17 protein-coding genes are annotated in these 18,277 nt (G+C 71.7%); 3 read left to right on the forward strand and 14 right to left on the reverse strand.

The genetic code is table 11. The annotated features are described in order from the left end of the window. Window positions 1-131: 131 nt before the first annotated feature. On the reverse strand, window positions 132-1,628 hold the full coding sequence (gene nsdA, locus FHX78_RS09535; RefSeq protein WP_145867023.1) for a transcriptional repressor NsdA: 1,497 nt from the start codon (window positions 1,626-1,628) through the stop codon (window positions 132-134). 446 nt (window positions 1,629-2,074) lie between these two features. Here nsdA and FHX78_RS09540 point away from each other — a divergent pair, with 446 nt between their 5' ends. Further along, on the forward strand, window positions 2,075-2,740 hold the full coding sequence (locus FHX78_RS09540) for a bifunctional DNA primase/polymerase (protein ID WP_145867024.1): 666 nt from the start codon (window positions 2,075-2,077) through the stop codon (window positions 2,738-2,740). Between the two features lie 105 nt (window positions 2,741-2,845). Here FHX78_RS09540 and ftsY read toward each other — a convergent pair whose 3' ends face one another. The 5 genes from ftsY to FHX78_RS09570 all read right to left on the reverse strand — a co-directional run bounded on the left by ftsY (window position 2,846) and on the right by FHX78_RS09570 (window position 10,566). Next, window positions 2,846-4,048: a signal recognition particle-docking protein FtsY gene (ftsY, locus tag FHX78_RS09545; RefSeq protein ID WP_145867025.1), complete on the reverse strand. Its 1,203-nt coding sequence runs from the start codon at window positions 4,046-4,048 to the stop codon at window positions 2,846-2,848. 219 nt (window positions 4,049-4,267) lie between these two features. Beyond that, window positions 4,268-5,686 carry a sugar porter family MFS transporter gene (locus FHX78_RS09550; protein WP_145867026.1) on the reverse strand — a complete coding sequence of 473 codons (1,419 nt, stop codon included), beginning with the start codon at window positions 5,684-5,686 and terminating at the stop codon, window positions 4,268-4,270. Between the two features lie 195 nt (window positions 5,687-5,881). Continuing rightward, window positions 5,882-9,436 carry a chromosome segregation protein SMC gene (gene smc / locus FHX78_RS09555; RefSeq protein WP_145867027.1) on the reverse strand — a complete coding sequence of 1,185 codons (3,555 nt, stop codon included), beginning with the start codon at window positions 9,434-9,436 and terminating at the stop codon, window positions 5,882-5,884. A gap of 267 nt (window positions 9,437-9,703) precedes the next feature. After that, a complete protein-coding gene (locus FHX78_RS09560) occupies window positions 9,704-9,907 on the reverse strand; it encodes a hypothetical protein (protein WP_029384211.1) in 204 nt (67 codons plus the stop codon). Between the two features lie 377 nt (window positions 9,908-10,284). Further along, window positions 10,285-10,566: an acylphosphatase gene (locus tag FHX78_RS09570; protein ID WP_145867029.1), complete on the reverse strand. Its 282-nt coding sequence runs from the start codon at window positions 10,564-10,566 to the stop codon at window positions 10,285-10,287. A 175-nt stretch (window positions 10,567-10,741) separates the two neighbouring features. Between FHX78_RS09570 and FHX78_RS09575 the strand changes: the two genes are divergently transcribed. Then, window positions 10,742-11,920, forward strand: coding sequence for a CAP domain-containing protein (locus tag FHX78_RS09575; protein WP_145867030.1), 1,179 nt, complete (start codon window positions 10,742-10,744; stop codon window positions 11,918-11,920). Window positions 11,921-11,935: 15 nt separating this feature from the next. Here the strand turns inward: FHX78_RS09575 and FHX78_RS09580 are convergent. Continuing rightward, window positions 11,936-12,768 (reverse strand): IS5 family transposase gene (locus FHX78_RS09580; protein ID WP_225252626.1). Its coding sequence is split into 2 segments (ribosomal slippage): window positions 11,936-12,429 and window positions 12,429-12,768, totalling 834 coding nucleotides; the frame shifts between segments, so codons are not numbered across the junction. 140 nt (window positions 12,769-12,908) lie between these two features. On the opposite strand from FHX78_RS09580, the gene FHX78_RS09585 reads away from it, so the two are divergent. Next, on the forward strand, window positions 12,909-13,310 hold the full coding sequence (locus tag FHX78_RS09585; RefSeq protein WP_145867031.1) for a winged helix-turn-helix transcriptional regulator: 402 nt from the start codon (window positions 12,909-12,911) through the stop codon (window positions 13,308-13,310). Here FHX78_RS09585 and mutM read toward each other — a convergent pair. The 7 genes from mutM to rsmD all read right to left on the reverse strand — a co-directional run bounded on the left by mutM (window position 13,283) and on the right by rsmD (window position 18,255). Continuing rightward, window positions 13,283-14,143 (reverse strand): bifunctional DNA-formamidopyrimidine glycosylase/DNA-(apurinic or apyrimidinic site) lyase, encoded by an 861-nt coding sequence (mutM, locus tag FHX78_RS09590; RefSeq protein ID WP_145867032.1) that lies wholly within the window; start codon window positions 14,141-14,143, stop codon window positions 13,283-13,285. The two genes, FHX78_RS09585 and mutM, sit on opposite strands and share 28 nt — an antisense overlap. 77 nt (window positions 14,144-14,220) lie before the next feature. Further along, on the reverse strand, window positions 14,221-15,039 hold the full coding sequence (gene rnc / locus FHX78_RS09595; RefSeq protein WP_145867033.1) for a ribonuclease III: 819 nt from the start codon (window positions 15,037-15,039) through the stop codon (window positions 14,221-14,223). Between the two features lie 19 nt (window positions 15,040-15,058). Further along, window positions 15,059-15,232: a 50S ribosomal protein L32 gene (gene rpmF, locus FHX78_RS09600; RefSeq protein WP_007493396.1), complete on the reverse strand. Its 174-nt coding sequence runs from the start codon at window positions 15,230-15,232 to the stop codon at window positions 15,059-15,061. A gap of 2 nt (window positions 15,233-15,234) precedes the next feature. Next, window positions 15,235-15,879, reverse strand: a complete 645-nt coding sequence (locus tag FHX78_RS09605; RefSeq protein WP_145867034.1) for a YceD family protein — start codon at window positions 15,877-15,879, stop codon at window positions 15,235-15,237. 126 nt (window positions 15,880-16,005) lie between these two features. Further along, complete coding sequence (locus FHX78_RS09610; protein ID WP_145867035.1) at window positions 16,006-17,067, reverse strand: DivIVA domain-containing protein; 1,062 nt, start codon at window positions 17,065-17,067, stop codon at window positions 16,006-16,008. 94 nt (window positions 17,068-17,161) lie between these two features. Next, complete coding sequence (gene coaD, locus FHX78_RS09615) at window positions 17,162-17,641, reverse strand: pantetheine-phosphate adenylyltransferase (protein ID WP_145871812.1); 480 nt, start codon at window positions 17,639-17,641, stop codon at window positions 17,162-17,164. A gap of 26 nt (window positions 17,642-17,667) precedes the next feature. After that, window positions 17,668-18,255 (reverse strand): 16S rRNA (guanine(966)-N(2))-methyltransferase RsmD, encoded by a 588-nt coding sequence (gene rsmD, locus FHX78_RS09620; RefSeq protein WP_145867036.1) that lies wholly within the window; start codon window positions 18,253-18,255, stop codon window positions 17,668-17,670. Window positions 18,256-18,277 lie beyond the last annotated feature (22 nt).

An 18,277-nucleotide genomic window follows, 5' to 3' on the forward strand; every position in this document is an offset into this window, starting at 1 on the left:
ACGGCGGTGAGCCGCGGCCGGGGGAGACGAAACCGGCCGCGGCCGGCCTCCGCATGACTTGGCACGGGGGGAGCCGAGTCGGGCAGTTCGGGAGGGCCGGCCACGGCCGGGGACTGGCGGTGTTCCTGGTGTCAGACCGCTTCCGCGGTCTCGGGCAGCTCGATCGCGAGCCGCTCGGTGAGCCGCACGACTTCGGCGAGGTCCCCGAAGTCGCGCACGGCCGTGTCGACCGTCTTTCGGATACGAGTGTTGAGGCGCTCGGAGCGGACCTTCTTGGCCGCCTTGATGGCCTCGGTGGCGAGGACCGCGCCCTGCTCGGGCTCGAGCTGGAGCAGGTGGACCGTGGCCATGCCGATGAGGTTGAGGGCGTAGGACCGCTGGTGTTCGCCGCCCTCCTGGCCGAACAGTTCCACGGCCCGCCTCATCAGTGGTTCGGCGAGGGAGGCGTAGGTGGGGCTGCGGCCGGCGACGTAGGCGAGGTCGCGGAAGGAGTGGGCGTTCTCCGCGTAGAGCTCGGCCTCGGAGAAGAAGCGGATCCAGTTGGGGTCCGGCTCGTCCCACTCGTCGGCCTCGGCGAAGGTGTCCTCGGCCATCCGGACCGCGCGCTTGCACCGGCCGGGCTGCCCCATGTTGGCGTAGGCGCGGGCCTCCATCGCATACAGCATCGACTGGGTGCGCGGGCTCGCGCAGTCCCGGCTGCCGTACTGGGCGAGGTGGATCAGCTCCAGGGCGTCCTCGGGCCGGCCGAGGTGGATCATCTGCCGGCTCATGCTGGACAGGACGTAGGAGCCGAGCGGCCGGTCACCGGCCTCCTTGGCGGCGTGCAGGGCGAGCACGAAGTACTTCTGCGCGGTGGGCTGCAGCCCGACGTCGTACGACATCCAGCCGGCCAGTTCGGCGAGTTCGGCGGCGACCTTGAACAGCCGCCGGGCGGTGGCCTCGGGCTGGGGTTCCTGGAGGAGGTCGGTCACCTCGTGCAGCTGCCCGACGACGGCCTTGCGGCGCAGGCCGCCGCCGCACTGGGCGTCCCACTGCCGGAACATCACGGTGGTGGTCTCCAGCAGGTCCAGCTCGGGCTGGGAGAGCCGGCCCCGGGCGCGCGCGGAGGAGGACACCGGGTCGGGTTCGGGCCGGGACGAGGGGGCGGAGGGGGTGGGGACGAGCCAGCGCTGCATGGGCTCGATGAGGGACGGGCCCGCGGAGAGGGCCAGCGAGCTCCCGAGGAAGCCGCGCCGCGCCAGCATCAGGTCGCTGCGCGAGAACTCGCTGATCAGGGCCACGGTCTGCGGGCCCGTCCAGGGCAGGTCGACGCCGGTCGCCGAGGGCGCCGGGCGGGTGGTGCGCAGGCCCAGGTCCTCGACGGAGACCACGACACCGAAGCGTTCGGAGAACAGCTCCGAGAGGATCTTGGGGATCGGCTCGCGCGGGTTCTCCCCGTCCAGCCAGCGGCGGACCCGGGAGGTGTCGGTGGAGATGTGGTTGGCACCCAACTGGCGTGCTCTGCGGTTGACTTGGCGGGCGAGCTCGCCCTTGGACCAGCCGCTGCGGACGAACCACGAGGCGAGCAGCTCGTTCGGGCGTTTCTCCGCACCGGTCGCGTTCGCCCCGCCACCGCCGTTGCCGCTCACTGGAACGCCCCCATCCCTGAAGACCACTTGTCGCCGAGTGCGCCAAGCCCTATCAGAATGCCGGTCGTCGAAGCCGCCCGTCCGGCGGTTGTCACCCTTCGAACGGAAACCCGAGTTGCCCCCGGCATACCCACGAGTGCATGTGCCCCAAGAAGCCGTGCACACAAAGTAACCCTACGATCACCCGTCCCACCATGGCGGAATCACAATCGCCACCATTCGCCACCCCTTCGAATGAACTCAGCGTCGCCGAGGCGCGATTGACTTGACACAGGACAGCCAGGAGTGGATGCAGCGATGCGCACAGGGGCGCGCATCGCCGGACACACCACCCCGGGCACCCCCAGGCGCCGATTGTGCGGAGCGGCACGGGGAAGTCGGAAACAGAGAGTCACATTCTGCGTTCGCTACGTGACCAGCGGTACGTCGGACCCGTTGGAGGGGGCATGGGCTTCACGATCGGTATCAGCCGGGGCATCCGCGACATCCGGTCCGGCTCGCGCCGCCGCGGCCGCGGGTCGGACGGCACGGCCGTGGCGGAGTACACCGGGCTGTGGGGCTGGGACGTGGTGCCGGGCGTCCGGGCCGCCGCGGGCGCCTGCTCCTGCGGGCGGGCCGACTGCCGGGCACCGGGCGCGCATCCGCTGCACCTCGCCCCGGTGATCCGCGCCGGGGCGCCGCTGGACGAGGTGACCGGCATCTGGTCGGAGTTCCCGGGCGCCTCGGTGATGCTGCCGGTGGGGCGGGCGTTCGACGTGATCGAGGTCGCCGAGGCGGCCGGGCGCCACGCCCTGGCCCGGCTGGAGCGCATGGGCCTGCCGGTCGGCCCGGTCGCCGCCACTCCGGACGGCCGCGCGCAGTTCCTCGTCGCCCCCGGTGCCGCCGCCGGCCTGCCCGAGCTGCTCTACCGGATGGGCTGGGACGACCCCGGTGCCCTGGACCTGCGGGGCCTGGGGCCCGGCGCGCACATCACCGCTCCGCCGTCCGACCGGGGCGGCCTGGGTCCGGTGCGCTGGCTGCGCTCCCCCGCCCTGGACTCGGGGTCCCGGCCGCCCGAGGCGCGGCTGCTGCTGGGCACGCTGGCGTACGTGGCGCACCGGTCGGGGACGTAGCGCGCCCCGCGCGGTGTCCGGCCCGGACACGGCGAAGCGCCCGTCCCCCGAGCGGTTCGGGGGCGGGCGCTTCCTCGCGTCTGCCGGATCCTCCTGGGTGCGACGTCACTCCCCGATGAGGGCGTCCACGAACGCCTCCGGCTCGAAGGGCGCCAGGTCGTCCGCGCCCTCGCCCAGCCCGATCAGCTTGACCGGCACGCCCAGCTCGCGCTGCACGGCGATCACGATGCCGCCCTTGGCGGTGCCGTCCAGCTTGGTGAGCACGATGCCGGTGATGTCGACGACCTCGGCGAAGACCCGTGCCTGCACGAGACCGTTCTGACCGGTGGTGGCGTCGAGCACCAGCAGCACCTCGTCCAGCGGGGCCTGCTTCTCCACGACCCGCTTGACCTTGCCGAGCTCGTCCATGAGACCGGTCTTGGTGTGCAGCCGGCCGGCGGTGTCGATGAGCACGGCGTCGGCGGCCATCTCCTTGCCCTCCTTGACCGCGTCGAACGCGACGGAGGCCGGGTCACCGCCCTCGGGGCCGCGCACGATGTGGGCGCCGACCCGCTCGCCCCAGGTCTGCAGCTGGTCGGCGGCGGCGGCACGGAAGGTGTCGGCGGCGCCGAGGACGACGGTGTTGCCGTCGGCGACCAGCACGCGGGCGAGCTTGCCGGTGGTGGTGGTCTTGCCGGTGCCGTTGACGCCGACGACCATCACGACGCCGGGGCCGCCGGCCGCGTTCTCGGTGTGCACGGTGCGGTCCATCGTGGGGCCGACCAGCGTGACGAGTTCCTCGCGGAGCAGTCCGCGCAGTTCCTCGGGGGTGCGGGTGCCGAGCACCTTCACGCGCTCGCGCAGCCGCTCGACCAGCTCCTGGGTGGGCAGCACGCCGACGTCGGCGGTGAGCAGGGTGTCCTCGATCTCCTCCCAGGTGTCCTCGTCGAGGTGCTCGCGGGACAGCAGGGTGAGCAGGCCCTTGCCCAGGGCGTTCTGCGAACGGGAGAGCCGGGCGCGCAGCCGGACCAGCCGGCCCGCGGTGGGCTCCGGGATCTCGATCGCGGGAGCCTCCGCGGCGGGCGGCTCCTCGATGACGACGGGACCGGCGCCCGTCGGAAGATCAACCTCCTCTATGGTGCGCCGCGGTTCCTCCCGCGGCGTCTCGGCCTCGTCGCCGACGTGCGGCTCGGCCGGAGGGGCGGTGATGTCGGGCGCGGCGGGGGGCGGCGGGGGCAGCGGCTTCTTGCGCCGGCTGCCGACGATGAGCCCGCCGAGCGCGCCGAGCACGACCACGGCGATGACTACAGCAAGGATGACGATGTCCATAACGCGTCCAGTATCGGCCATGGGCCCCCGGCCGACCCGACGCCGACCCGCACGGGCCGCCCGCGCGGCGCGGCGCGCACCGGACCCGCCCCGCCCGCGCCCGCGGCACGCACGCCGCCGCCCCGGCGCGAGCGGTGCTCGGGCCGGGGCGGCGGCGTGTACGGGGAGAGGGGCAGCGGGGACTTCGCCCTTCTCCCCGGGTCCGGGGAGGGCGGACGGTCAGCCCATCTCCTCCAGGGCCTTGCCCTTCGTCTCCTTCACGAACTTCAGGACGAAGGGGATGGAGAGCGCGGCGCAGACCGTGTAGATCACGTAGGTGACCGACAGGTTCCAGTCGGCCAGCGAGGGGAAGCTCGCGGTGATGGCCCAGTTGGCGATCCACTGCGCGGCGGCGGCGACACCCAGGGCGGCGGCGCGGATCCGGTTGGGGAACATCTCGCCGAGCATGACCCAGACGACCACACCCCACGACAGGGCGAAGAAGAGCACGAAGACGTGGGCGGCGATCAGGGCGACCCAGCCCTGGGTGGCGGGCAGCTGTCCGTCGACGAGGTCGGAGGAGAAGGCCCAGGCCTCCAGTGCGAGGCCGATCACCATGCCGACCGAGCCGATGATCGCCAGGGGGCGGCGGCCGATGCGGTCGACGAAGATCATCGCGATGACGGTGCCGACGATGTTGATGATCGACGTGGTGAAGGAGTAGAAGAACGAGTCCGCCGGGTCGACGCCCACCGACTGCCACAGCGTCGCCGAGTAGTAGAACGCGACGTTGATGCCGACGAACTGCTGGAACACCGACAGGCCGATACCGATCCAGACGATCGGCTTGAAGAAGAAGCTGCCGCCGAGCAGGTCCTTGAAGGACGACTTCTCCTCGCGGTGCATCGCCGACTCGATCTCGGTGACGCGGGCGTCGAGGTCGATGTCCTTGCCCTCGACCTCTTCGAGGATCTGCCGGGCGCGCTCGTGCTTGCCGACCGAGATCAGGTAGCGGGGGGACTCGGGGATGGCGAAGGAGAGCAGGCCGTAGAGGACGGCCGGGACGACCATGACGCCGAGCATCAGCTGCCAGGCCTCAAGGCCCAGCAGCTCACCGCGCTGGTCGCCGTCGGCGGCGTTCAGGATGCCCCAGTTGACCAGCTGCGACACGGCGATGCCGACCACGATCGCGGCCTGCTGGAAGGAGCCGAGCCGGCCCCGGTAGGCGGGCGGGGCGACCTCGGCGATGTAGGCCGGGCCGATCACGGAGGCCATGCCGATGGCGAAGCCGCCGACGACCCGCCAGAAGGCGAGGTCCCACAGCGAGAACGGCAGCGCGGAGCCGACGGCGCTGACGGTGAACAGGACCGCGGCGATCTGCATGCACCGGATGCGGCCGATGCGGTCGGCTATCCGGCCGGCGGTCGCGGCGCCCACGGCACAGCCGATCAGCGCGACGGCGATGACCTGCGCGAGCGCGGCCGAACCGATGTCGTAGCGGTCCCGCACGGCCTCGACCGCACCGTTGATCACGGAACTGTCGTAGCCGAAGAGGAAACCGCCCATCGCGGCCGCCGCCGCGATGAAGATGACGTGCCCGAGATGTTCGGGATGAGCCGTCCTGGCTCCTGATGTCTGTGCCTGCGCGGTGCTGGTCACGTGTACTCCTCGGGCCACCGGCAACATCGCCGGATGGGGGGTCAGCCCTTCGAGGTCCAGCTGAAGGTACCTGAAGGTGAAAGCAACGTTTCAGAGACTATGCCTTCAACTTTTGAAGTCAATAGGCGATGCATTGTGAGTTACGAGACGCACCACACCTGAAGGATGTTCAGAACTTGAAGGGTTTGTGTCGCTCTAGCGCAGACGCTGGCTGATGACCTTGGACACGCCGTCGCCCTGCATGGAGACGCCGTACAACGCGTCGGCGACCTCCATGGTGCGCTTCTGGTGCGTGATCACGATCAGCTGTGAGGCCTCCTGCAGCTCCTGCATGATCCGGATCAGCCGCTGGAGGTTGGTGTCGTCGAGGGCGGCCTCGACCTCGTCCATGACGTAGAACGGGCTGGGCCGCGCCTTGAAGATCGACACGAGCATCGCCACGGCGGTCAGCGACCGCTCGCCGCCGGAGAGCAGCGACAGCCGCTTGACCTTCTTGCCCGGCGGACGCGCCTCGACGTCCACGCCCGTGGTGAGCATGTGGTCGGGGTCGGTCAGCACCAGGCGCCCCTCACCGCCGGGGAACAGCCGGGAGAAGACGCCCTCGAACTCGCGGGCGGTGTCCCGGAAGGCCTCGGTGAAGACCTGCTCGACGCGTTCGTCGACCTCCTTGACGACCTGGAGCAGGTCCGCGCGGGTCTTCTTCAGGTCCTCCAGCTGCTCGCTGAGGAACTGGTGCCGTTCTTCCAGCGCCGCGAACTCCTCCAGGGCGAGCGGGTTCACCTTGCCGAGCTGCTGGTAGGCGCGCTCGGCGGCCTTCAGTCGCTTCTCCTGCTCGGCCCGCACGAAGGGGCGGGGCCTGTTGCGCGGGTGCTCCGGGTCCTCCGGGAGCTGTTCGCCCTCGGCGGGGGGCGAGGGCGGCACGAGCTGGTGCGGGCCGTACTCCGACACCAGCCCGGCCGGTTCGACACCCAGCTCCTCCAGCGCCCTGGTCTCCAGCTGCTCCATCCGCAGCCGCTTCTCGGCGCCGAGTACCTCGCCGCGGTGAACCGAATCCGTCAACTTGTCGAGGTCCGCCTTGAGATCGCGCCCCTCGGTGCGGGCGCGGGCGAGGTCCTGCTCGCGGCGGGCCTTGGCGGCCTCGGCGGCGGTGCGCTCCTCGTCGGCGCGGGCCAGGGAGACCTCGACGTGCGCGAGCAGCTGCCGGGCACCGGAGGCGACGGCGCCGGCGACGGCCGCCTCGTGCCGCAGCCGGGCCCGTCGCTGCTCGGCCCGCGCGCGTGCCTCGCGCTCGGCGCGGGCCGCCCGGTCCAGGGAGTCGGCGCGCCCGGCGAGCCCCTTGACCCGCTCCTCGTGCGTACGGAGCTGGAGGCGGGCCTCCATCTCGGTCTGGCGGGCGTTGGCCCCGTCGGCGGCCAGCCGGTCGCGCACGGAGGTGTCGGGTTCCTCCTCGAACGGCATCTCCTCCGCGACGGCGAGCCGTTCGGCGAGTTCCTCGACCTCGCCGAGTGCCGTGTCGAGGGCCTCCTGCGCCCGGGTGGCCGCGGCACCGGCCCGTTCGGCCTCCCCGGCGGCGCCGCGCGCCTGCCCGGCGAGCCGGCCGAGCTGCTGGGCGACGGAGGACTTCTCCCGGTCGGCGGCCCGGCGCCGCTCCCCCAGCTCCTCGACGAGCGTCTGGCACTCCCGGCGGCGTTCGGCCGCCGCCTCCTGCGCCTCGGCCAGCTCCGCGCACCGCACGGCCAGCTCGTCCAGCTCGGCGGCGGCCTCGTCCACGGACGCCCGCACTTCCAGCAGGCTCGGGGCCCCGGCGGACCCGCCGTGCGCGAAGTGCGCGCCCAGCAGATCGCCCTCGGCGGTCACGGCCGTCCACTCGGGCCGCGCGTACACCACCTCCTCGGCCTCCTCGAGGGTGGCGACGACGACGATCCCCCGCAGCAGCCGGCGTACGGCGGGCATCAGCTCGGCGGGTCCCCGCACCAGGTCGGCGGCGTGGGGCGGCCCGTCGGTGTGCTCGGGGCGGTCCGCGTCGTCGGGGACGCCGGTGAGCAGCAGCGCCGCCCGGCCGGCGTCCTGTTTGCGCAGGAGGCGGATGGCGTCGGCGGCGGCGGAGGGGGTGGTGACGGCGAGGGCGTCGGCGGCGGCGCCGAAGGCGGCGGCCAGGGCGGTCTCGTGGCCGGGGGTGACGGTGAGGAGTTCGGCGGCGGGGCCGAGGAGCCCGGAGAGCCGGTCCCGTGCGGCGAGCAGGGCGCCGGTGCCGTCCTTGCGGCGCAGGCCCAGGGCCAGGGCGTCGTGGCGGGCCCGGGTGGCGGCGCGGGCGCGTTCGGCGGCGGTGGCCGCCTCGCGGGCGGCGGTGAGGGCGGTCTCGGCCTCGGCCAGCCGCTGTCTGGCCGTCTCGTGCCGCTCGGCGAGTTCGGCGTCCCCGGCGTCCAGGCCGTCGACCTCGGCCTGGAGGGTCTCGTACTCCTCCTGGGCGGCGGCGGCCCGTTCGCGGGCCTCGTCGCGGGCGGCGGCCAGGCGCTCGATCTCGGCCTGCGCGGCGGCGGCGCGCGAACGGGCCGCGCCGACCTGTCCCTTGAGCCGGGCCAGTCCCTCCCTCCGGTCGGCGATGGCCCGCGCGACGTCCTTCAGGCGCCGTTCCTCCTGGGCGAGTTCGCGTTCCAGCTCGGCGCGGTGGGCGACCGTGTCCTCCAGGGCGCGTTCGGCCGCCTCCAGGGCGGCCTCCAGCTCGGCCTCCTGCTCGCGGACGCGGGCGGCCTCGCGCTCCATGTCCTCCGGGTCCCGGCCGCGCCGCTCCTCGGGGGGCGCGGAGGTCGCGCTCTTCACGCGCGCGTCGGCCAGGGAGATGGTGCCGCGCACCCGCTCGGCGAGCTGGGACAGCTCGTACCAGGTCTGCTGGGCGTTCCGCAGCCGCGGGGTGAGCCGGCGGACCTCGTCCTCCAGCAGGGCCTCCCGCTGGAGGGCCTTCCTCAGCTCGGTCTCGGCCGCCTCCTTGCGTTCCTTGAGGGCGGCCTCGTCGGCGATCTCGGCCCGCAGCGCCTCGCGCAGCCGGACGAGGTCGTCGGCGAGCAGGCGCAGCCGGGCGTCGCGCAGGTCGGCCTGGATGACGGCGGCCCGGCGGGCGACCGCGGCCTGCCGGCCCAGGGGCTTGAGCTGCCGCCGCAGCTCGTCGGTGAGGTCCTGCACGCGGGCGAGGTTGGCCTGCATCGCGTCCAGCTTGCGCAGCGCCTTCTCCTTGCGCTTGCGGTGCTTGAGGACGCCGGCCGCCTCCTCGATGAAGGCGCGGCGGCCCATGGGGTCGGCGTGCAGGACGGAGTCGAGCTGGCCCTGGCCGACGATGACGTGCATCTCGCGGCCGATGCCGGAGTCGGAGAGCAGTTCCTGGATGTCCAGGAGGCGGCAGGTGTCACCGTTGATCTGGTATTCGCTGCCGCCGTTGCGGAACATGATCCGCGTGATGGTGACCTCGGCGTACTCGATGGGGAGGGCGCCGTCGGAGTTGTCGATGGTCAGCGACACCTCGGCGCGGCCCAGCGGCGGCCTGCCGGTGGTGCCGGCGAAGATGACGTCCTCCATCTTGCCGCCGCGCAGCGACTTGGCGCCCTGTTCGCCCATGACCCAGCTGAGGGCGTCCACGACGTTGGACTTGCCCGAGCCGTTGGGGCCCACCACGCACGTGATGCCCGGTTCGAACCGGAGCGTGGTCGCCGAGGCGAACGACTTGAAGCCGCGGAGGGTCAGGGCCTTGAGGTGCACGCCGCCGGACTCTACCCGCCGGGAAAGTCCCACTCCATGAACGCACGGTTTCGCGGGTGAACGCGCAGGGCACATCAGACGTTGAAGAAGGTGAAACGATGCGCGGGACAGGGACCGCCGTGCGCGGGGCGCGGGGGGCGGAGGACCCGGAGGGGAAGGCGCGCAAAGAAAGAAGGGACGCCGTGGCGTCCCTTGCACTTCTGACAGCTGGGCGGTTGTGTCGGGCGGCCCGACCACTGCTGTGCTGTGTGTGGAGCGGTGCAGTGATCAGGTGAGCGCAGGCTCCGCCTGGTGTGCGTCAACGCTCTCCATGATCCTGTCGTGAGAAGCGGCAGCCGCCAGCGCGTCGTTCTCCGCCTGGATCCGCACGAGCTCGGATTCCAGGTCCTGCACACGCTGCTGGAGCCGTCGCATCTCGGCGAGGAGTCGCGGGTCGGAGCCGCCGACGTAACCGAGAAGCGCCTTTGCCATGATGGATGGTCCTCCACAATGAGTGACCGACCGATGCGGTGTGGGTCGTGAGGGATGAGCACCCGCGATGCTTGGCAGGCCTGGAGTTGTGCTGCCGTTCAGCCATGCCAAACAGCTAAGGTGCGCGGGGCTTTCAGCGTCTCACCAAAAAGTTTGAGGGTCAACACGATCACGCCCCGTATCGGCGGACAACCGGGCGCGCACGGCCGTGGAACGGCGGCGCCGCGATACTCACGGGTCCTCGGGGCGTGGCGATCATCTTGGCGGCTGGAGCCGCCCACGGCAAGCGGCTGTCGGCAATCACCTGGACGTTTTCGCCGCGGCGGCCCGGTCGCGCGGCGCCCGCGGGGGCCGGGGGCGCGCCGTGGAGCGCGGAATCAGCGGACGGCGAAGCCGTCGTAGCCGCCGCGCGGTGTGTCCCAGATCTCGGTGACTCCGTCCACGCGCCCGGGCGTGTCGCCGGCCTGGAGCCAGCCGAGCAGTCCTTCGCAGCGTTCGCGGGAGCCCTCGGCGACCACCTGGACCCGGCCGTCGCCCAGATTGAGAGCAAAACCACTCAGGCCGCCGATCTCCAGCGCCTTGGCCCGCGTGAACCAGCGGAAACCCACACCCTGGACGTGTCCTCGGACCCAGGCGACCAGTCGCACTTCCTCGCTCATGGCTGCAACCTAACCGGACAATGTCCCGCGAGGCACTCCGCCCCCTGGCCCCATGCGGTACCGTCCCGACCCATGAATCTCAATGAAACTCACTCGTTCGTGTGAGTTTCGTGATCATCGAGTTTTGATCGGTCGCGAGGACGAGTCGACCGCACAGGACGAGGAAGGCCAGGACATGGGACGCCACCGACGCTCCGCCGCCGGCCGCGCCGCCACGAGCCGCGCCACCGGGGCCACTCACCACGACGGCGGCCCCGGCCCGCTGAACGACCGGACGGACGGCCCACCCACGATGGGCACGGCCCCGTACCTGAACCCCGAGGCCTACGCCGAGACGTACGCGAGGAGCGAGGCGTACCTCTACGGGACGGACGGCGGCGCCGGGTACCCCGCCGAGCAGGACTTCACCCGGGGCGGTTTCCCGGGCGGTGACTTCTCCACGGGCGGCCGGGACCGGTCCGCCCCCTCCTTCGCCGGTGACGGCGGTGTGGCACCCGGCGAGGACGGCCGGGGCGCCGGCGGCCACCGGCGCAGGAAGAAGAAGGCCGCGCCGGTCCGCACGGGCCTGTTGGGGGTCTCCGCCGCGGTGGCCCTGGGCACGGTCGCGGTGGCCACGGGCGCGGTGCCCGGCCTGGACAACTACAAGCTCGGCGGCGACAGCGCCCCGGGCGACACCGTGCAGGCCGGTGGCACGCCGACCAACCTGCCCAGCGAGCAGGGCGGCACGTCCGGCAGCGCGGAGACCGAGGGCCGCGAGAGCGGCACCCCGGAGGCCCGCGGCTCCGAGCGCTCCACCTCGCCCGAGGCGTCCGCGTCGACGTCCGCGTCGGCCGAGCCGACGAAGACCGCGGAGAAGGAGAAGGAGCCGGAGAAGAAGCCCGCGGCTCCCCCGAGCGAGATGGCGCAGGAGACGCCGTCCCGCAAGGCCTCGCCGGAGCCGGAGAAGGAGACGAGCAGCCCGGTGACCGTGCCGGCGGAGTCCGCCGCCGGTGCCGAGGTGCTCAGGCTGGTGAACGAGGAGCGGGCCAAGGTGGGCTGCAGTCCGGTCGCCGCGAACAGCGCGCTGACCGATCTGGCCACGGCGTTCAGCGACGACATGGCCGCGCGGGGGTTCTTCGACCACACCGACCCGGACGGCGACACCCCGTGGGACAGGGCCAAGGCGGCCGGCATAGGCAATCTGGGCGGCGAGAACATAGCCCGCGGCCAGGGCGACGCCGAGGCCGTCATGCAGGCCTGGATGGACAGCCCCGGCCACAAGGCGAACATACTGAACTGCGACTTCAAGACGCTGGGCGTGGGCGTCCACATGGGGCCGGGCGGCCCGTGGTGGACCCAGAACTTCGGCTACTAGGTCGTGTCCGCAAAGTCAGGGCAGCCAGAGTCTGAGGCAGGCCAGGGTGACCAGGGCCTGGTAGTGGCGGGCGCGTTTGTCGTAGCGGGTGGCCAGGGCTTTGTTGTGCTTGAGCTTGTTGAAGCAGCGCTCGACGACGTTGCGTCGCCGGTAGGCCGCCCGGTCGAGTCGGCAGAGGCTTTCGCCCCTGCGGATGCGGCCGTTGATCTGGTCGATCCGCTCGGGAATCGCCGCCTTGATGCCGCGACGTCGCAGGTAGGTGCGGATCTTCATGGACGAGTAGCCCTTGTCCGCCGCGACCCGCTCGGGCCTGGTTCTCGGTCTGCCGGGTCCGCACCGCTGGATGCGGATGCGGGCCATGACCTGCTCGAACTGGGTGCAGTCGTTGACGTTGCCGGCGGTGAGGGTGAAGGCCAGGGGGCGGCCTTCACCGTCGCAGGCAAGGTGGATCTTCGTGGTCAGCCCGCCACGGGACCGGCCGAGTGCCTCGCCCGGCCAGTCCTGCCCCCTTTTCGGGCTCCCGCAGCGTGCTGATGGGCCCGCACGGTCGTGGAGTCCACGCAGACAACGGTCCAGTCGACCGCACCGACCGCGTCCGAGTGCTGCTGGACGTGGGCCAGAAGGCGGTCCCAGGTGCCGTCTGCAGACCAGCGGCGGAAACGTTCATAGACCGTCTTCCACGGGCCATACCGCTCGGGCAGGTCCCGCCAGGCAGCCCCGGTGGACAGTTTCCACAGGATCCCGTTGACCACCTGCCGGCGATCCCGCACCGGACGACCCATCCGCGGCGGAGCCAGCAACGGCTCGATCACCGCCCACGACTCATCAGTCAGCTCATGACGACGCACCACAAACAGAACAACGACCGAGGCACTTTGCGGACACGACCTAGGGGTACGCGGCACGGGTACCGCGGACCGACCGCGAAGCGCTAACCCCTGGTTAGTGCAACCTGTTGGTTAGCGCTGCTCTGACGTAGGCTTGAGCCATGACGACCACGCGGCCGGCCCCGGAGGAGCAGGAGCTCCCCTTCAACGTGTTCGCCAAGGCGTGCCCCTCGCGCGGCACGCTGGAGCACGTGACGGGACGCTGGGGCGCGCTCACGCTGGGCGCGCTGTACGAGGGCTCGCTCCGGTTCAACGAGCTGCGCCGACGGGTCGACGGCGTGAGCGAGAAGATGCTGTCCCAGACTCTGCACGCGCTGGAGCGCGACGGCCTGGTGCACCGTGAGGCCCAGCCGACCAACCCGCCCCGCGTGGACTACGAACTGACCGCGCTCGGCCGCGAGGTCGCCGAGCGGCTGCTCTCCCTCATCCACTGCGTCGAGGGCAGCATGGAGACCGTGCTCCGGGCGCGCGAGCGCTACGACGAGACGCGCGGCGCCCGCTGACACCTCGGGCAGAAGTAGCTGGAGCGGTTCATCCACGCCCGCCGGCGCATCGGCGTGCCGCAGCGGCGGCAGGGCAGTCCCTCGCGGCCGTAGGCGTCCAGGGACCGGTCGAAGTAGCCGGACTCGCCGTTGACGTTCACGTACAGGCTGTCGAAGCTGGTGCCGCCCACCGCGAGGGCGGCGTTCATGACGTCCCGGACGTGGCCCAGCAGGAGGAGGGTGCGCGGGCGGGTGAAACCCGCCGTCGGGCGCTCGTAGTGGATGCGGGCCCGCCACAGCGCCTCGTCGGCGTAGATGTTGCCGACGCCGCTGATCAGTGACTGGTCCAGCAGGGCGCGCTTGATGGTGGTGCGCTTGCCGCGCAGCGCGCGGTGGAAGGCCTCGTCGTCGAAGAGCGGGTCGAGGGGGTCCCGGGCGATGTGCGCGATGACGTCGGGCAGGCCGTCGGGGGTGGTGTCGTGCAGCGACAGTCCGCCGAAGGTGCGCTGGTCGACGAAGCGCAGCTCGGTGCCGAGGCCGTCGGTGAAGCGGACGCGGACGCGCAGGTGCTTCTCGTCCGGCGCGGTGTGCGGCTGCACCAGCAGCTGGCCGCTCATGCCGAGGTGGGCCAGCACCGACTGGCCGGTGTCCTCCAGCGGCAGCCAGAGGTACTTGCCGCGGCGGCACGGCACGCCGACGCGGTGGCCCGTGAGGCGCAGCGCGAAGTCCTCGGCTCCGGCGAGGTGCCGGCGCACCGCGCGCGGGTGCAGCACCTCGGCCTCGGCGACCGTCCGGTGGGCGACCCACCGTTCGAGACCGCGCCGTACGACCTCGACCTCGGGCAGCTCGGGCATGATCCCCTTCCAACGGCCGGTGGTGCAGCGCCGAGCGCCCGCCCCGGGCGGGGCGGGCGCTCGGATCTCGCTCTTGGTCAGGCGGAGGCCGACGGGGCGTCGGCGCTCCTTCCGGAGGCTTCGGCTTCGGCGGCCTGGACGACCTCTTCGGCCTCCGCGGCCGCCTTGGCCCGCTCGTCCGCCGCGGCCTTGATGGAGCGCCAGGCGGACTCGGCGGCCTGCTGCTCCGCCTCCTTCTTGCTGCGGCCGGTGCCGGTGCCGTACGAGACGCCTCCGACGCGGGCGGCAGCAGTGAAGGTCTTCTCGTGGTCGGGGCCGGTCTCCGTGACCAGGTACTCGGGCACGCCGAGCCCCTCGGTCGCGGTGAGCTCCTGGAGACTGGTCTTCCAGTCCAGGCCGGCGCCCAGGTTCGATGACTTCTCGATCAGCGGGTCGAACAGGCGGTGCACCAGCTCCGCCGCCGAGTCCAGCCCCTGGTCGAGGTAGACGGCGCCGATCACCGCTTCGAGGGTGTCGGCGAGGATGGATGCCTTGTCCCGGCCTCCCGTGCCCTCTTCACCCCGGCCGAGCCGGATGAAGGAGCCCAGTTCCAGCCCGCGGCCCACTTCCGCCAGCGCACGCGAGTTGACCACCGCGGCCCGCAGCTTGGCCAGCTGGCCCTCGGGCAGGTCGGGGTGGGTGCGGTACAGCGTGTCCGTGACGACGAGGCCGAGCACGGAGTCCCCGAGGAACTCCAGCCGCTCGTTCGTCGGCAGACCGCCGTTCTCGTACGCGTAGGAACGGTGGGTCAGCGCGCGCACCAGAAGGGCGGACTCGACCTGGTAGCCGAGCCGCCCTTCCAGAAGCGTGTGGGACGAGGCCTGGTTGTCCGCAGAGTTTTTCTTCGGCGTGGACACAGTGCCTCTCACCAGCCGCTCAGACCTCGAGGACCTGGCGCTTGTTGTAGGTGCCGCACGACGGGCACGCGATGTGCTGCAGCTTGGGCTCGTGGCAGCGCTCGCACGCAACCAGGGTGGGGACCGCAGCCTTCCACTGCGACCGGCGGTGGCGCGTGTTGCTGCGCGACATCTTCCGCTTCGGAACAGCCACGGCTACTTCTCCTGCTTCTCGTCGACGCCAGGTTCGGCGCCGCTCATCTCGTCCTTCTCGCCGTCCTTCATGGTGCCGGCGAGTCCCTGCAATGCCGCCCAACGGATGTCGACGGCGTCATGGTGGTGGTCCGGGTCGTCCGCGAGCCGTGCGCCGCACTCGGCACACAGACCCGGGCAGTCTTCCTGGCACACCGGCTGCATCGGCAGTGCGAGCACCACCGCATCACGCAGCACAGGCTCGAGGTCGAACATGCCGTCCTCGAGAAAGAGCCTGTCCTCGTCGTCCTCGGCGTCGTCGCCCGGTTCCGCGGTCACGCGGCCCCGGTCGTCGGCGTCAGGGTACGAGAACATCTCCTGGAAGTCCGCTTCGAGCTCCAGCTCCAGCGGCTCCAGACACCTTACGCACTCCCCCTCGGCCTCCGCACGGGCGGTGCCTGTGACGAGCACACCTTCCATGACCGACTCGAGCCGGAGGTCGAGCTCCACCGGGGCGCCTTCCGGCACTCCGACGACCTCCTTGATGCCGAGGTCCTGGGGAGCGTCGACCGTGCGGGTCAGGCGCTGCAGCGCACCGGGCCGCCGCCCCAGCTCGTGCGTGTCGAACACGAGGGGGTTGCGGTGGTCGAGGCGGGCGTTCAGAGCCATTCCTGCTTTCGGTCTTCGAGCTCAGGGGGTTCGCTGCCGTCCGATGTTCGGGCAGCTGTGATCGCGGACATACGCGCGACCGAAGAGCCAGGATACTGGACCTTTCGCTCTCGGCCCAATCCGCCCCTACAGGCCCCGCTCGCGCTCGTACGCCCGCAGCTGTTCGGGCGTGATCATGCTGGTGTCGAAGAGGCTGGTCTCGTCCAGGGCGTAGCCCTGCTGGGCCTGGTGGGCCTGTGGGGGCTGCTGCGCCTGGCCGGGATCGTACGCCTGCTGCTGGGCGTCGTAGCCCTGGTAGGCGGCGTACGGGTCGGCCTGCTGGTAGCCGTAGGGGTCCTGCCCGTCCCCGTACTGCTGCTGGTAGCCGGCGTAGGCGTCCTGCTGCTGGTAGCCGTAGGCGGGCTCGGGCTGGGCGTACGGCGGCTGCTGCGGCCGGGGCGGTTCGGGCTGCTTGGCCGGGGCGGCCTGCTCCGTGACCGTGGCGAGGTCGGCGAGGTAGTCGGCGTCGCTGGAGTGCTGGAGGGTCGTGAGGTCGTCGGCGAGGGCGCCGAGGTCGTCGGAGGCGATCCGGCCGTGCAGCTTCTGGCGGCCGCGGCCGACCGCCTCCAGGGTCTTGGCGAGGACCGCCTCGAAGGCGCCGAGCTTGACGTCGACGTACTCGTCGGCGCTGCGGCGCAGGGTCTCGGGGTCGTGGCTGCGCTCGGGGGCGTCCTCGTCCGCGTAGCCCTGTTCGTCGAGGCCGGGGCCGGTGCCGAGCAGCTTCTCGCGGCCGCGGCCGACCGAGCCGAGGGTCTTGGTGAGGACGACCTCGAAGTTGGCGAGCTTGGAGTCCACGTAGTCGTCGGCCTCCGCGCGGATCTCCTCGGCCTCCTTGCGGGCCTCGGCGAGGATGCGGTCGGCCTCGGACTGGGAGCGGCGGGCGATCTCCGTGTCCGAGATCAGGGTGCCGCGCTGGGCGTGCGCGCTCTCGATGATCCGCTCGGCCTCCTGGCGGGCCTGCTCGACCATCTGCTCCCGGCCGCCGATCAACTCCTGCGCCTGGGCGAGGGAGTCGGGCAGCGCCGCGCGCACCTCGTCGAGCTTCGCGAGCAGTTCGGCGCGGTTGACCACGCACGAGGCCGACATGGGCATCGACCGGGCACTGGAGACCGCGGCGACGATCTCGTCGAGCTTCTTCTGCACGTCCACCGTGTGCTCGCCACTCTCTACAGCTGTGTTGGAGACGGACGGGACGACTGTACGGCCCCGGGGCGTCCGCTGGACACCGGACGGCCGTGCGGCGTCAGTCCTTGCGCAGGCGTTCGGTGAGGGCGGTCAGGACCTCCGGCGGCACCAGGTGGGAGACGTCGCCGCCCCAGGCCGCCACCTCCTTGACGAGTGAGGAGGAAAGGAAGCTGTAGGTGGGGTTGGTGGGGACGAAGAGGGTCTCCACGCCCGAGAGGCCGTTGTTCATCTGGGCCATCTGCAGTTCGTAGTCGAAGTCGCTGACCGCGCGCAGGCCCTTGACGATGGCGGGGATGTCGCGCTGCTTGCAGAAGTCGACGAGCAGGCCGTGGAAGGCCTCCACGCGGACGTTGCCGTACTCGGCGGTGACCCGGCGGATCAGGTCGATCCGCTCCTCGATCTCGAACAGGCCCTTCTTCGACTGGTTGATCATCACCGCGACGTAGACCTCGTCGTACAGCCGGGAGGCCCGGGCGATGATGTCGAGGTGTCCGTTGGTGATCGGGTCGAACGACCCGGGACATACGGCGCGGCGCACTAGTGATCCCTCGCTCTCCGGTCCGGTCATCGTGCGTCTTCGCACGTAGAGGCGGCGCGACCGTACCAAAACGTTCCCTCGCCGTAGCGGCGGGCCCGAATCCCCTCGAATCCGGGCGGCCAGCCGAATTCTCCGCCTCTGGTACTGCGCTCCACGGTGACGAGGGCTTCCGGTGTGAGCCAGCCTTCCGAGCGGAGTGTGAGCAGGATCTCCCGGAGATCCCCGTCCGGGACGGCGTAGGGCGGGTCGAGGAAGACGATGTCGTACGGCTGCCGCGGGGGCGCCGTGCGGATGATCTGTTCCGCTTTGCCGGATCTGACCTCGGCGCCGGGGAGCCCGAGCGACGTCACGTTCTCGCGGACCGTGCGGGCGGCGCGGGCGTCGGCCTCGACCAGCAGGACGTGTCCGGCGCCCCGGGACAGGGCCTCCAGGCCGACGGCGCCGGAACCGGCGTACAGGTCGAGGACGCGTTCGCCGTCGAGGGGGCCGCCGAGCAGGGACTGCCAGGTGGACAGGAGGCCCTCGCGCGCGCGGTCGGAGGTGGGGCGGGTCCCCTGTCCCGGCGGTACGGCCAGGCGGCGTCCGCCGGCCGCGCCGGCGATCACGCGAGTCATGTCCTCGTCCTTGTCGGTGTGT

Source organism: Streptomyces capillispiralis (assembly GCF_007829875.1).
In the GTDB taxonomy this organism is placed as follows: Bacteria; Actinomycetota; Actinomycetes; order Streptomycetales; family Streptomycetaceae; genus Streptomyces; species Streptomyces capillispiralis.